Here is a 13,775-nt window from a genome sequence, read left to right as displayed (position 1 = left end):
GGCCCGCCCTGAATCAAGGCCTCATATTCGACATGCGCGCGAGCGCAGGAGACGACATGTCCGAGCGTATTGCCACGGTCAGCCGTGACACCAAGGAAACCCAGATCAGCGTCACCCTCAACCTGGATGGCGAAGGCAACCTCAAGGGTGAAAGCGGCGTTCCCTTCCTCGATCACATGCTCGACCAGGTGGCTCGCCACGGCATGGTCGACCTGGACATCGACGTCACCGGTGACCTGCACATCGACGACCACCATACCGTCGAGGATCTTGGCATCACACTGGGACAGGCATTCGCCAAGGCCATCGGCGACAAGCGCGGTATCTACCGTTACGGCCACGCTTATGTGCCACTGGATGAAGCCCTGTCTCGCGTGGTCATCGACTTCTCCGGCCGCTCAGGCCTGTTCATGAATGTCGACTTCACCCGCGCCAACATTGGCCGCTTCGACACCCAGCTGTTCTGGGAATTCTTCCAGGGCTTCGTCAACCATGCCCAGGTCACCCTGCACATCGACAACCTGAAAGGCTTCAATGCCCATCACCAGGCCGAGACCATCTTCAAGGCGTTTGGTAGAGCGTTGCGCATGGCCGCTGCCGAAGACCCTCGCATGGCGGGCAAGATGCCTTCTACCAAGGGTAGCCTGTAACTCGGTCGCCTGCGGCCAACTCCGCCAGAATCACAACATCTGAGGTGATCTCCGACGGAGGCGCCTCGGGGCCAACCATCAAGGAGCGCTTCATGACCATTGCCGTCATCGACTACGGGATGGGCAATCTCCATTCTGTCGCCAAGGCACTGGAACACGTCACCCACGAAAATGTGCTGGTGACCCGCGATGCCCGCTCGATCCAGGGGGCGACTCGCGTCGTACTGCCAGGCCAAGGCGCCATCCGCGACTGCATGGGAGAGCTTGAACGGACCGAGCTGAGCGGACTGGTACGGGAGCTGTTGGCTAACCAGTCGAAGCCTCTGCTGGGTATCTGTGTGGGCCAGCAGATGCTGATGGACCACAGCGACGAGAATGGTGGCGTCGACTGCCTGGGCTTTCTGTCCGGTCAGGTCCGCAAGTTCCCGCTGGACATGCAGGACACCCAAGGGGCTCGCCTCAAGGTGCCGCACATGGGATGGAACCTGGTCCAGCAGCCTAACGCCCACCCGCTGTGGAACGGTATCGAGCCCGGCGCACACTTTTACTTCGTGCATAGCTACTATGTCGCCGCAGAGCAGGACGAGCAGGTATTCGGCACCACGGAGTACGGCAACGTCAGCGCGCACGTGGCCGTCGGCCGTGACGCGACCTTTGCGGTGCAATTCCATCCCGAAAAGAGCGCTCGTGACGGCCTGAGGCTGCTCGAGAACTTTGTGCAATGGACGCCCTGACCGGGTCGCGATTCGGCACCGCCCAACCACCCCGCCCACAGCGTTTGTGGTGGCATGGCGGCACGCGCTCCCCTGGTCTTCGTCTCACGCAGCTCTACAGGCACACTCTAGGCACACTCTAGGCACACTTTAGGCACCCCCCCCGAGGACACAACATGCTGGTAATTCCCGCCATCGATCTCAAGGATGGGCAGTGCGTCCGTCTCAAGCAAGGCCGCATGGATGAGGCCACCACCTACGGTGACGATCCGGTCGCCATGGCCGCCCGTTGGGTCGAGGCTGGCGCGCGCCGTCTGCATCTGGTCGATCTCAATGGCGCCTTTGAGGGACGTCCGGTCAACGGCGAAGCCGTCACCGCCATTGCGCGGCGCTATCCCGACCTGCCTATCCAGATCGGCGGGGGTATCCGCAGTGCGGAGACCATCGAGCATTATCTGACCGCTGGCGTTTCCCAGGTCATCATCGGCACCAAGGCGGTCAAGGAACCGGACTTCGTCACGCAGATGTGCCGCGCCTTCCCTGGCCACATCATCGTCGGCCTCGACGCCCATGATGGACGCGTGGCGACCGATGGCTGGGCTGAGGTATCGGAAGTGCTGGCCGTGGACCTGGCCAAGCGCTTTGCCGACGACGGCGTCTCCAGCATTGTCTACACCGATATTGCGCGCGACGGCATGATGAATGGCGTCAACGTGGAAGCCACCGCCGCCCTGGCGCGAGATGGTGGTATCCCGGTCATCGCCTCGGGCGGTGTCACCAACCTGGATGACCTGCGTGCCCTGATCGCGGCAGGCGAGCCAGGTATCCTTGGTGCCATTACCGGCCGCGCCATCTACGAAGGCAGTCTGGATGTGGCTGAAGGCCAGCGCCTGTGCGACGAACTGACCCAGGTCTGAGGAGGCTCCATGGCACTTTCCAAGCGCATCATTCCGTGTCTCGACGTTGATGCCGGACGCGTGGTCAAGGGCGTCAACTTTGTCGGCATTCGTGACGCCGGCGACCCGGTGGAAGTGGCCCAGCGCTACAACCAGCAGGGCGCCGACGAGATCACCTTCCTCGACATCACCGCCAGCCACGAGGATCGCGATACCACCGTCGACATGGTCGAGCGCATCGCTGGCGAAGTCTTTATCCCGCTTACCGTGGGTGGTGGCATTCGCACCTGTGACGATATCCGCACCATGCTCAACGCTGGTGCCGACAAGGTCTCGATCAATACTGCGGCGGTGACCAATCCCGACTTCGTGAGGGAAGCCGCAGAGCGCTTCGGCAGCCAGTGCATCGTCGTGGCCATCGATGCCAAGCGGGTCAGCGCCGACGGCGAACCCGCCCGCTGGGAGATCTTCACCCACGGCGGTCGCCGGCCGACAGGTCTGGATGCGGTCGAGTGGGCAAAGAAGATGGTGGAGTACGGCGCCGGTGAACTGCTGCTTACCAGCATGGACCGGGATGGCACCAAGGCTGGCTTCGACCTGGGCGTGACCCGCGCGATCAGCGACGCCGTGGCCGTGCCGGTCATTGCTTCCGGTGGCGTCGGCAATCTGGATCACCTGGTCGAGGGCGTCAGCGAAGGTCATGCCGACGCTGTGCTCGCCGCCAGTATCTTCCACTTTGCCGAGTACACCATCCCTGAGGCAAAGCGCTACATGGCCGACAGAGGCATCACCATGCGCCTCTAGGTGCCTCCTCGCCCGGTACAGGCCTGGCGTGGCCTGCCAACAGCCGGCCCGCGAGATAGCCTCTAAGGGGCACGGCAAGATAAGTGCTACAAGGTGCCCTAAGCATGTCGCCCCCGTCAGGTAGTCACTGGCGGGGGCGACATGCAAGAGGCGGTCTGCCTGGACCGCCGACAGGCTCAGTCCAGCGTCAGCCCGAGATTGCTGACACCGCCATTGCGGCCCAACTTCTTCAATACTTTCATCTGTTTCTTGGAGGGCTCTGCTTCGGCCTCCTCCAACGCGGCATCCTGAAAATCGTTTTCGTCTTCCATCAGCGGATGCGTCTTGACCACCTGCGCCAAGCGCTCGGCATCATCTTCGCCTTCCGTCAGCTCGATAAACCCACGCACCGCGGCGCGCGACACCCGGCTCACCTCAAGCACGGCGTCCGGAGCATCACCCCGCATGGTGTCGAGTATCGCCGACAGTGCCACCACGGCATCCAGTGCACGCCGCGCACCAAAGCTGTCGTCATCCGCCGGCGGTTCAAGCTCCGCCAGCTTTTCGGCCTGACGGTCGAAGTCGATCCGCGCGTCCTTGACGGTCAACTGCTCCCAGACCAGGTCCAGAATCACGCGCATGCCGGAAATATCTCCGTGGCCACTGGTATCGGCATAGAGCGCATAGTTGGGCAACATGCGCTCGGTCAGCGCGGCCATGAAGCCCTGCTGCTGTCGGAGGGACAGCGCTTGCAAGCGCTGGTGAAATCCTGGTTTCGCCATGACGGCTCCTGTATGGCCTCAATCTCGAGAGTTCGACGGCTGACGTCGCGTCTCGACGTCATGGCCTGGGAATGTTGACGCTAATTTATCGCTGGGGCTCACGGCTGAACGTCACTGCTGGGGCTTACGGCTCCAGGCTATGGCCAGAACCGATCCTGGGCAATGCGTCCGCGGGCATCAAACGCCACCCCTTCGTCCATCAATCGATTGCGTTGCTCGTCTGCGCCCCCATGGTCTGCCAGCTTACGCGACGCGGTAACGACCCTGAACCAGGGCAAGCCATGCCCGGAAGGCAGGTCGCGCAGCGCCCTCGCCACCATGCGGGCGGTCGCGCCATCGGTCATGGCAGCAATCCGACCGTAACTGGTCACCCGACCAGGGGGAATCTCACTGATGATCGTGAGGATCTGTTCTCGAACGTTCGGATTCATGTAACCTTTGGTTCTGGTTGCATTTTCATCGAGGGCCGAAGGATTCGGCCCGGCACTGGAGCGAGGCCCCATGCACCTTCATCTGCTGCAGCACCATCCACACCTGGGCCCCGCACGCATCGGCGACTGGCTGACCAGCATGGGACACAGCTTCACCATCTTCCATCTCTACGACGGAGAACTGGTCCCACGCCCCGGCGATTGCGATGCCCTGATCATTCTCGATGACCTGGAGGAACGGACCTCTGCGCCATGGCTCAAGGCTGAACGCAAGCTGATCGACCAGGCGCTGGACGGCCAGAAACCCTTGCTTGGCCTGGGTAGCGGGGCCCGGCGTATCGCTGCGGCACTGGGCGCACCGGTGGGCCGGGGCACCCGTGCCGAGATCGGCTGGCACGTCGTTCACCTCGCCGATGACAGCCCCTTCGACCTACCCGACGATTTTTCCGCTCTGCTATGGCACCGCCAAGTCTTTGGCCTACCCGACGATGCCTTGCCCCTAGGCGGCACGGCGTCGAGCCCCGTGCTGGGATTTTCCTGGGACGCGGGCCGCGTCGTAGGACTCGCCTGCCATCTGCATCACCATAGCGAGAGCCTGCAGGCGCTGCTGTCCCAGATTCCACCGCCGGAAGGGGCTGAGCCACCTCCCGCGTCACCCTCAGGCCAGGATATCGTGGACGCCACCCAGCGGCTCGATACACTGGCACCGCTGCTGGATCGCCTGCTCAGCCAGTGGTTGCGCAGCGCGCCGGCCGGTTGAAGCACCTTCAGCTTGCCGCTGCCCGCTGCTGGCTCCAGTGGCGGGCGAAGTCGAGGCAACTGTCCCAATCGCCAACGTGCAGGAACTCTCGCTCCCCGTGCTTTTCAAGCTGGTAGCGGTACATCGGATCGTAGTACTCGGTCAGCAGGGGCGCCAGCCAAGCCTCATGGGCCTGGCGATTGCCGGCTTGGTGCTCGCGAAACGCCAGCGCCTGCAAGCGCTCGAGCCTGGCCAGGCGGGCGCTTCCCAGGCGTTTCTTGAGCCGCCCGAGGGCCGAAGACAGCTGCTTGCGCATCAGTTTCCAGCCCAGCACTTCGCCGAACTGCTGGCGGTAAACCGTCCACAGGTCGTCGATGTAGTCCTTGTGGATCTGATTCAGCCGCCAGTCCAGGGGCATCTCCACCCGGATCCGCGGTGCCACTTCCATGCCTCGCCAGAACGTCAAGGGTATGTTGGCGGCACCGATGTGGCGCGACTCATCTTCCAGCACCATAGGGCCGTGCAACGAGAGAAGGCGCCGCCCCATGTCATGTTCGAAGTCGATCTGGCTGGGTGCGATCAAGGGATGCCGGCCAAACGCAGAGCCCTTGTGGCGGGCACACCCTTCAAGGTCCAGCCCATTGTCCAGCGCCTGGACGATGGCGGTCTTGGCACATCCGGTCAGCCCGCCCACGACCAGCATCGGTTGACTGGCGGCCTCGTCGATACGCGCGCACAGTCCCTGGCGCATGGCCTTCCAACCGCCTTCGATGCGCGGGCGCTCAATCCCTGACTCCATCAGCCAGCGCTGCGCGATCTGGGAGCGAAGCCCACCGCGAAAGCAATAGATGATGGCGTCCGGCGTGGACGCCAGCTGGTTCCGCCAGGCATCGATGCGGGCTTGCTTGACCTCGCCGGACACCAGGCGCTCACCCAACGCGATGGCCGCATCCTGGCCAGATTCCTTGTAGGCAATTCCGACCCGGTGGCGCTCGTCGTTATTCATCAACGGCAGGTTGACCGCGCCAGGCAGGCTCCCCTGGGCAAACTCGACCGGCGCCCGCACGTCGATCAAGGTTCTTCCCTCGACCAGCAGTCCGAGATCTGCCGGTACCTGCGGCAGTGTCATCCGCGCACCTCGATCAAGGCGTCGCCACGGGCCTCGACCACCTCACCGAAGGGGGCCAGTTCGATGCCGAACTCGCGACCCACGCGCTCCACGTCGTCTTCCCAGGAGGGGTGTACGGAGATCAACAGGCCACCGGAGGTCTGCGGATCGCACAACCATTGCCAGTGTGCCTCGTCCATCGCTGGCAAGCTGGCGCCCAGGGCTTCGCGGTTGCGGCGGGTGCCGCCGGGCACGGCCCCCTGGCGGCGATAAGCTTCGGCCTCGGCCAGACGAGGCAGCCGCCGGAAATCAATGCGAGCCGCTACGCCACTGGCCGCGCATACCTCAGAGAGATGGCCTGCCAAGCCGAAGCCGGTGACATCCGTCATCGCATTGACGCCCTCGATACGCGCCAGCGACGCCCCAATCTTGTTGCTGACCAGCATGGTCTCGCGCGCCAGGCCATGATGACCACTTTGCAACAGGCCCTGTTTCTCGGCGGTGGTCAGCATGCCAACCCCCAGGGGCTTGGTCAGAAACAGCAGGTCCCCCGGCTTGGCTCCCTTGTTGAGCTTGAGGTGCTTGAGATCTACCAACCCGTTGACGGAGAGGCCAAAGATGGGCTCAGGCGCATCAATGGAATGTCCTCCGGCAAGGGCAAGGCCCAGCTCCCGACACACGGCTTGAGCGCCCGCCACGACATCACCGGCAATATCCGGCCCAAGCTTGTCCAGCGGCCAGCCCAGGATGCCCAGCGCCATCACCGGGTCGCCGCCCATGGCGTAGACGTCACTGATGGCATTGGTGGCGGCGATACGCCCGAAATCGAAGGGGTCATCGACAATCGGCATGAAGAAGTCGGTGGTACTGATCATGCCACGCCCATCCCCCAGGTCGAAGACAGCGGCATCCTCACGCCCCTGGTTGCCCACGATCATCTGCGAGTGACTCGCCCCCGGGCCTGCCTTGGCCAGGATGCCATCGAGCACGTCAGGGGCGATCTTGCAGCCACAGCCGGCACCGTGACTGTATTGGGTCAAGCGGATGGCGCTCATGTAAACCTCCTTGGCAGTGATAGGCCCATTCTACACCAGCCGAACCGCACAACGCGGCCCTGCGTGTGGCTGGCCCCTGGCATGTCATCTGCGCCACGAGGAAGCCTGCCACGGGTTCAGGGCCTGCCTTGCGGCGCTGCGGGAACGTGCTGATGCGGCGCCTAGGCAACCCTGCGCGATGTATTCGAGCTGTCTTTGGTGCAAGCCGCCGGGCTACAGCACTTCCAGCGCGTCGGATAGCTTGTCCACGGGCACCACTTCCATGCCCTGGGGAGAGGTCTTGGGCGCGTTTCCTCGCGGCACGATGGCGCGGGTAAAACCATGCTTGGCAGCTTCGACAATGCGTTCCTGGCCACTTGGCACCGGACGAATCTCCCCAGACAGCCCCACCTCGCCGAACACCACCAGCTCCCGCGGTAGCGCGCGCCCTTGCAGGCTGGACACCACCGCCAGCAGGACGGCCAGGTCGGCGCTGGTTTCCAGGACCTTGACGCCTCCGACCACATTGAGGAACACGTCCTGATCCCCGGTGAACAGGCCGCCGTGACGGTGCAGCACCGCCAGCAGCATCGACAGGCGATTGGCGTCGAGCCCGACCGCAACGCGGCGCGGGTTGCCCAGTGCCGACTCGTCCAGCAAGGCCTGTACTTCCACCAGGATGGGCCGGGTACCCTCCCATACCACCATGACCAGACTGCCCGCCGCCTGCTCCTGCTGACGCGACAGAAAGATGGCGCTGGGGTTCTTCACCTCTTTCATGCCATGTTCCAGCATCGCAAAGACGCCCAGCTCGTTGACCGCACCAAAGCGGTTCTTCTGGCCGCGCAAGGTACGAAAGCGCGAGTCGGCGCCACCTTCGAGCAACAATGAGGCATCGATCATGTGCTCAAGCACCTTCGGCCCGGCCAGGGTGCCATCCTTGGTGACGTGCCCCACCAGCAGCAGCACCGTGTTCGACTGCTTGGCAAAGCGCGTGAGCGCCGCCGCGGACTCACGCACCTGGGCAACGCCACCAGGCGCAGACGAAATGTCCTCAAGGTGCATGGTCTGGATAGAGTCGATCACCAGCACCTCGGGACGCTCACGCTCTGCCACCGCCAGAATGGTCTCGATACTGGTCTCCGCCAGCATCTTGAGCCCTTGGGTTGGCAGCTGCAGACGGTGGGCCCGCATGGCGACCTGAGATAGCGATTCCTCGCCGGTCACATACAGCACGCTGCGCTGCTGGGCCAACTTGCAGGCGGTCTGCAGTAGCAGCGTCGACTTGCCGGCCCCCGGGTGTCCGCCCAACAGCACGGCCGATCCGGGCACCAGACCGCCACCCAGCACCCGGTCAAATTCGGCAAAGGTGGACGACAGTCTGGGCACTTCGGACAGGTCGACGTTGGCAAGATCGATCACCTCCGTCGACAGGCTGCCGCTATATCCGCCTCGGCCACTTGTACCAGCGCTTGTTCCGCTGCGGGCCGGTGACGACAAGCGCACCTCGCTCAGGGTGTTCCACTCCTGACACGCGGAACATTGGCCCTGCCACTTGCGATACTCGGCACCGCACTCAGTGCATACAAAGGCGCTCTTGGCCTTGGCCATAGACGTTCTCTCTCATTCTCTGGCGGGCTCGCCGTCAACGGTCAACGGCCTGCCAAACAGGTCGTAATAGGGAGCCGAGGGGACCGACCGATGCTTGCGACGCCGCCTAGGTGATCAGCGCAAGGGCGACTCTCAAGCGACAGCGCTGGCTTAACCGCACCGTACCACGCAAAAGGGCAGCCAAAGGCTGCCCTTTTGTCACTGGCCGTCGCGCTTACTGCTGGCGAGTCAGCTGCAGCATGTCATTGTTCTGGAAACGACGACGCTGCGGATCGATCAGCTCCAGCGTCTGCGGATTGACACGCATGAAGTAGTAGGTCTGACCTTCTCCGTTAGGCACCAGTTCGTAAACGGTGGCTTCCGGGTTGTCTGCGGTACCGGTCAACACATCCCAGTTGCCGGAGTAGTTCTCGTTCGGCGGATTCTGGGGGTGGTTCTGGTAGGCAGCGGTCAGATCGAAGGTGCGCTGTGCCGGAGCACCTTGCTCTTCACCGTCCATGGTGACAGTCAGGGCGATGCCGTCGCAGTTGCGGCACGGCAGGGTACCCTGATAGGTCGCAGACGTTGCCTGGATGGCTTCACCACCGGCAGTGTCATCGCTGGGGCCACTCGCACAGCCGGCCAAAAGGGCGAGCATGGCGGATCCCGCCAGCAAAGTCCTGAGTTGCATATAAGTCCTCCTAACCATTGAGCATGGAACCGACGAATCGGCAGCCTGACGACAGCATAACCTCCCTGCTTCCCTGCGCACAGCCCTGTGTTGTCCTGCACTTAGGACACTGGGGGCATCACATGGGCAAAGATCAGTCCCAGTACGATCGGCATGACGATCAGGCTACCCAGATTGCCGATCAGCACCAGCGACGCCACGGTATGTGGCTGCTGGCGGTACTGCTCGGCCACCAGATAATTGAGCACCGCCGGCGGTAGTGCTGCAAAGACCCACAGTGACGCTGCCTTGAGTCCTTCCAGCTCGAACAGTGCGATCAATGGCCATGCCAGCACAAGTCCTGACAGTGGGCACAGCAGCGCGCCCAACAGCCCGATTTTCCAGTCTCCAAAGTCGATATCCAGCATACGCACACCCAAGGCGAACAGCAGCAGCGGAATACAGACGCCGCCCAGCATGTGCATGGCTTCCAGCAACCAGCTTGGCAGCGCCAAGCCAGACAGGTTGACCGCAAGCCCGGCCAGGCTGGCCAGCACGATGGGCATTCTCATCAGACGCCAGAGCGGCGTATGCGGGCTGAGCATCTTCAGCCCCAGTGAAAAATGCAGCACCATCTCGACGATAAACAACACCACCGCGGCCGGCAGCGCCTCCTCGCCAAATGCCAAAATGAGCAAAGGTATGCCCATGTTGCCCGAGTTGTTGAACATCATCGGGGGCACGACCGTCTTGGCGTCGAGTTTCAGCCACTTGACGATCGGCCAGACCAGCAAGCCAGACCCCACCACAATGATGGCGCCCGCCAGAGCCAGCCACGCATACTCTTCCAGCGGCGCCTTTCGATCTGCCAGCACCACAAACACCAGCATGGGAACGAAAAGCTCCATGTTAAGGGTGTTAAGGCTCCGAATATCGGGGGAGCGCAGGCGCCCATAGAGGGTCCCGGCGCCAGATATCAAAAAGACCGGCAGCAAGGTGGCAAGGATCTGGGCAGTCATGGAATCCCTTAGGCGGCGAATGGCTAAGCAAGCGCAGCGTATCATGCCGGCGACTTGCGCAGGGCGGTGGCAGCGGTCACCATGACCAAAGTGGTAAACACGCCTTCTACCTCTGCCAAGCGAGAGACCATGAGCAAGTTGTGGAGTCCAAGCGTCAGGGAGCTAACCCCCTACGTACCGGGTGAGCAGCCCCGCGAGAAGCTGATCAAGCTCAACACCAACGAGAATCCCTACCCTCCCGCACCTGGGGTGGAGCGTGTGCTGCGTGAGTTTTCGCCAGACCACTTGAGACGCTACCCGGATCCTACCTCGAGTGCCTTGCGGGACTCCCTGGCCCATGCGCTCGGTACTACGGCTGACCACGTGTTCGCCGGCAATGGTTCAGATGAAGTACTGGCGCTGGCCTTCCAGGCGTTTTTCCGGCAAGAGCGGCCACTGGCCATGCCGGACATTTCCTACAGTTTTTACCCTGTCTATTGCCGCATGTACGGCATCGACAGCCGCACCTTTCCCTTGAACGATGACTGGAGCGTTGACCTGGACGCGCTGGCCAGCGATAGCGGTGGCGTCATTTTCGCCAACCCCAACGCTCCCACCGGACATGGCCACGGACGTGAGGCCATTGCCGCCTTGCTCGAGAAGGTGACGGACCGGGTCGTGCTGGTGGACGAGGCCTACGTCGACTTTGGTGGAGAAAGTGCGGTGCCCCTCGTGGAGCGCTACCCCAACTTGCTGGTAACAGGCACCTTCTCCAAGTCGCGCAGCCTCGCGGGACTGAGGCTTGGCTATGCCGTCGGTTCCCCGGAACTGATCGAAGGCCTGATTCGCGTGAAGGACTCCTTCAATTCCTATCCGGTCGACGCGCTGGCAAGCGCGGTCGGGATCGCCGCACTGGAAGATACCGACTATTTCGAAGCCACTCGGCAAGCCGTCATCACCACGCGGGAACGCACCCGTCAGCGCCTGGCGCAGCTTGGTTTCGAGGTGCTGCCTTCACAGACCAACTTTGTCCTCGCCACACACCCGGAGCACGATGCAGCGCAGCTCTTTCTGGGCCTGCGTGAGCGCGGCGTGCTGGTGCGTCACTTCAATACCGAAGCCCTTCGCCATTACTTGCGCATTTCCATCGGCACCGACGATGAGATGGACTCCCTGGTCGAAGTGCTGGAAATTCTGTGCCGCTGAGTTGAACAGGGCGCCGTCACGGCGCCCACCGTTCCGAGGTTGTCCATGACCGCTCGTCTACCCTTGAGTCGTCTTCACCATGTGGCACTGATCACTGCCCACTATGAATGTGCCAAGCGTTTCTATATCGAGGTACTCGACGCACACGTCTTGAATGAGGCATATCGCAGTGACCGCGATAGCTACAAGCTGGATCTTCTGTTGCCTGGCAACATTCAACTCGAGCTTTTCTCCTTTCCCTCTCCCCCGGCCCGTCCAAGTTACCCTGAAGCCTGTGGCCTGAGGCACATAGCCTTTGCGACGGATGACCTGGATACCTGCGTTGAGATCCTGAAAGAACGGGGGGCCACTCCCGAACCGGTAAGAGTCGACGAGTTTACAGGCGCACGCTTCACCTTTCTGAGCGACCCGGACGGCACACCGATAGAGCTTTATGAGACCACCGCCTGACCGACACTCATGACCCAACGCTGGGAGTAGACGCTGCATGATCAAGGTAGGTTTCTTCAGTTCACAGCCTTACGAGCGACCGTTCTTTCCTGACTCACCTTCATCATCCGTCGAGCTCGTTCACTTCGAGCAGCGCCTCAGCGCTCGCACGGTCACCCTCTGCCAGGGACTCGACGCTGTTTGCGTGTTCGTCAATGATGACCTGAGCCGCACGGTGCTGGAGCGTCTCGCCGTGGTTGGCGTTCGGCTTGTGGCGTTGCGCTGTGCAGGCTTCAACAACATCGACCTCGAGGCAGCGAAACGTCTCAATATTCAGGTGTGTCGCGTCCCCGCCTACAGTCCTGAAGCGGTAGCAGAGCACTGTGTGGCACTGATGCTTTCGCTAAGCCGAAAGATTCACAAGGCCTACAATCGAGTCAGGGAAGATAACTTCGACCTCAATGGCCTGCTCGGCTTCAACCTGTCGGGCAAGACAGTCGGCATCGTCGGCTACGGCCAGATCGGTCAGGCACTGGATCGCATCCTGAGAGGCTTCGGCTGCCGTGTGTTGGTGACAGATGCACATCCAGTACCCCCTGGCATCGAACGAGTGGCACTGGAGCAACTGCTGAAGGAGAGCGATATCGTTTCCCTGCATTGCCCCTTGTTGCCAGAGACGCATCACCTGATCGATGCGGCGGCGTTCGCCGCCATGAAGGACGGCGTCATGTTGATCAACACCAGTCGCGGTGCCCTGATCGATAGCCGTGCCTGTATCGATGCCTTGAAGACGCGCAAGCTTGGTTACCTGGGGCTCGACGTCTACGAGCAAGAGGCGGGTATGTTCTTTGAGGATCATAGCGACGATATACCACTGGACGATATCTTTGCCCGGCTGATCAGCTTCCCGAATGTCGTCGTTACCGGGCACCAAGGTTTTTTCACCCAGGAAGCCCTTGCCGAGATTGCTTCCACGACCATGGAAAGCCTGAACGCCTTCGAGAGAGGCCAGCTGGTGCCAGAACGTTATCGCCTATAGCGCGGTCTGCCTGATAATAAAGAAGCCCGGTCATCTCTCGATGACCGGGCTTCTTTTGGATACATGCCTGACGATGACGCTTAGATATCCATGTTTCTACTCGCCTCCTCCCTGAGACTCGCCCTTCATTCCTCAGGGCCCGCCTGCGGCGGTTCTCCCCTGTTCCCTACAGGGGAGTCGCATGGGGGTGAGCCAACCTCGAGCTCTTTACAAGGGCTGCAGCGAAGCTGCAAGGGGTGGCGAACGCCACGAGCCCGCCCCTGAGGAGAGCTAGGCCGGACCACGCCGAGGGGGTATTCGGCGTGGCCCCACACATAAAAAGCGGCTGAACGTATCAAGAGCCCATGCATGCGGCTTTTTAAATTAAGAAACCCCGACCATCTCTGGATAATCGGGGTTCTTCTGAATAAATGCCTGCCGATGACGCCGTGGCTACAGCAACTCTTGCATGGGGGTGAGCCACCCTGGCTTTTGCAGCGAAGCTGCAAGGGGTGGCGAACGCCACGAGCCTGCGAGTGGCCGGACCGCACGCAGTGCGGCCCCACAAATAAAGAGCGGGTCTCCCCATGCATGCGAAAAACCCCGACTATCTCTCGATAATCGGGGTTCTTCTGAATAAATGCCTGACGCCTCTGCGGCCACTTCGTGGCCTTGAGCCTGGGCTCGGGGCGCCGCAAGCGGCTTTACATCCCTCGCCCGTTCGAGCC

15 protein-coding genes are annotated in these 13,775 nt (G+C 62.0%); 8 read left to right on the top strand and 7 right to left on the bottom strand.

The window, feature by feature from the left end:
• Nucleotides 1–56: 56 nt before the first annotated feature.
• From hisB to hisF, 4 genes are all read left to right on the top strand, one after another.
• Complete coding sequence (gene hisB, locus KUV45_RS19110; protein WP_222163905.1) at nucleotides 57–650, top strand: imidazoleglycerol-phosphate dehydratase HisB; 594 nt, start codon at nucleotides 57–59, stop codon at nucleotides 648–650.
• Between the two features lie 92 nt (nucleotides 651–742).
• Nucleotides 743–1,384 carry an imidazole glycerol phosphate synthase subunit HisH gene (gene hisH / locus KUV45_RS19105; protein WP_206940752.1) on the top strand — a complete coding sequence of 214 codons (642 nt, stop codon included), beginning with the start codon at nucleotides 743–745 and terminating at the stop codon, nucleotides 1,382–1,384.
• A 155-nt stretch (nucleotides 1,385–1,539) separates the two neighbouring features.
• Entirely contained in the window at nucleotides 1,540–2,280 is a 741-nt protein-coding gene (hisA, locus tag KUV45_RS19100) for a 1-(5-phosphoribosyl)-5-[(5-phosphoribosylamino)methylideneamino]imidazole-4-carboxamide isomerase (RefSeq protein WP_206940753.1), read from the top strand.
• Between the two features lie 9 nt (nucleotides 2,281–2,289).
• Nucleotides 2,290–3,063 (top strand): imidazole glycerol phosphate synthase subunit HisF, encoded by a 774-nt coding sequence (gene hisF, locus KUV45_RS19095; protein WP_222163904.1) that lies wholly within the window; start codon nucleotides 2,290–2,292, stop codon nucleotides 3,061–3,063.
• 176 nt (nucleotides 3,064–3,239) lie between these two features.
• Here the strand turns inward: hisF and KUV45_RS19090 are convergent, their stop codons facing one another.
• Nucleotides 3,240–3,824 carry a YjaG family protein gene (locus tag KUV45_RS19090; protein ID WP_222163903.1) on the bottom strand — a complete coding sequence of 195 codons (585 nt, stop codon included), beginning with the start codon at nucleotides 3,822–3,824 and terminating at the stop codon, nucleotides 3,240–3,242.
• 137 nt (nucleotides 3,825–3,961) lie between these two features.
• The gene (locus KUV45_RS19085) at nucleotides 3,962–4,255 is read right to left on the bottom strand and encodes an MGMT family protein (RefSeq protein WP_206940759.1); all 294 of its coding nucleotides are present in this window, start codon (nucleotides 4,253–4,255) and stop codon (nucleotides 3,962–3,964) included.
• A 70-nt stretch (nucleotides 4,256–4,325) separates the two neighbouring features.
• Here KUV45_RS19085 and KUV45_RS19080 point away from each other — a divergent pair, with 70 nt between their 5' ends.
• Nucleotides 4,326–5,015, top strand: a complete 690-nt coding sequence (locus tag KUV45_RS19080) for a type 1 glutamine amidotransferase (RefSeq protein WP_222163902.1) — start codon at nucleotides 4,326–4,328, stop codon at nucleotides 5,013–5,015.
• Nucleotides 5,016–5,022: 7 nt separating this feature from the next.
• On the opposite strand, the gene mnmH is transcribed toward KUV45_RS19080, so the two are convergent.
• The 5 genes from mnmH to KUV45_RS19055 all read right to left on the bottom strand — a co-directional run bounded on the left by mnmH (nucleotide 5,023) and on the right by KUV45_RS19055 (nucleotide 10,415).
• The gene (gene mnmH / locus KUV45_RS19075) at nucleotides 5,023–6,123 is read right to left on the bottom strand and encodes a tRNA 2-selenouridine(34) synthase MnmH (RefSeq protein WP_222163901.1); all 1,101 of its coding nucleotides are present in this window, start codon (nucleotides 6,121–6,123) and stop codon (nucleotides 5,023–5,025) included.
• Nucleotides 6,120–7,157 carry a selenide, water dikinase SelD gene (selD, locus tag KUV45_RS19070; RefSeq protein WP_206940765.1) on the bottom strand — a complete coding sequence of 346 codons (1,038 nt, stop codon included), beginning with the start codon at nucleotides 7,155–7,157 and terminating at the stop codon, nucleotides 6,120–6,122. Before selD ends, mnmH begins: the two co-directional genes overlap by 4 nt.
• Nucleotides 7,158–7,370: 213 nt before the next feature.
• Nucleotides 7,371–8,747: a DNA repair protein RadA gene (gene radA, locus KUV45_RS19065; protein WP_206940767.1), complete on the bottom strand. Its 1,377-nt coding sequence runs from the start codon at nucleotides 8,745–8,747 to the stop codon at nucleotides 7,371–7,373.
• A 214-nt stretch (nucleotides 8,748–8,961) separates the two neighbouring features.
• Entirely contained in the window at nucleotides 8,962–9,417 is a 456-nt protein-coding gene (locus tag KUV45_RS19060; RefSeq protein WP_206940769.1) for a copper resistance protein NlpE N-terminal domain-containing protein, read from the bottom strand.
• A gap of 101 nt (nucleotides 9,418–9,518) precedes the next feature.
• The gene (locus KUV45_RS19055; RefSeq protein WP_206940771.1) at nucleotides 9,519–10,415 is read right to left on the bottom strand and encodes an AEC family transporter; all 897 of its coding nucleotides are present in this window, start codon (nucleotides 10,413–10,415) and stop codon (nucleotides 9,519–9,521) included.
• 129 nt (nucleotides 10,416–10,544) lie between these two features.
• On the opposite strand from KUV45_RS19055, the gene hisC reads away from it, so the two are divergent.
• Genes hisC through KUV45_RS19040 form a run of 3 tightly spaced genes read left to right on the top strand, consistent with a single transcriptional unit; the run spans nucleotide 10,545 to nucleotide 13,068 of the window.
• On the top strand, nucleotides 10,545–11,600 hold the full coding sequence (gene hisC, locus KUV45_RS19050; RefSeq protein WP_222163900.1) for a histidinol-phosphate transaminase: 1,056 nt from the start codon (nucleotides 10,545–10,547) through the stop codon (nucleotides 11,598–11,600).
• 45 nt (nucleotides 11,601–11,645) lie between these two features.
• Complete coding sequence (locus tag KUV45_RS19045) at nucleotides 11,646–12,050, top strand: VOC family protein (protein ID WP_206940775.1); 405 nt, start codon at nucleotides 11,646–11,648, stop codon at nucleotides 12,048–12,050.
• Nucleotides 12,051–12,087: 37 nt separating this feature from the next.
• Nucleotides 12,088–13,068 carry a 2-hydroxyacid dehydrogenase gene (locus KUV45_RS19040; protein ID WP_261316050.1) on the top strand — a complete coding sequence of 327 codons (981 nt, stop codon included), beginning with the start codon at nucleotides 12,088–12,090 and terminating at the stop codon, nucleotides 13,066–13,068.
• Nucleotides 13,069–13,775: the final 707 nt, after the last annotated feature.

The sequence above is a fragment of the Halomonas sp. DP3Y7-2 genome (assembly GCF_019800795.1).
GTDB classification, from domain to species: Bacteria; Pseudomonadota; Gammaproteobacteria; order Pseudomonadales; family Halomonadaceae; genus Halomonas; species Halomonas litopenaei_A.
This window is presented reverse-complemented; position numbering and strand designations above follow the sequence as displayed.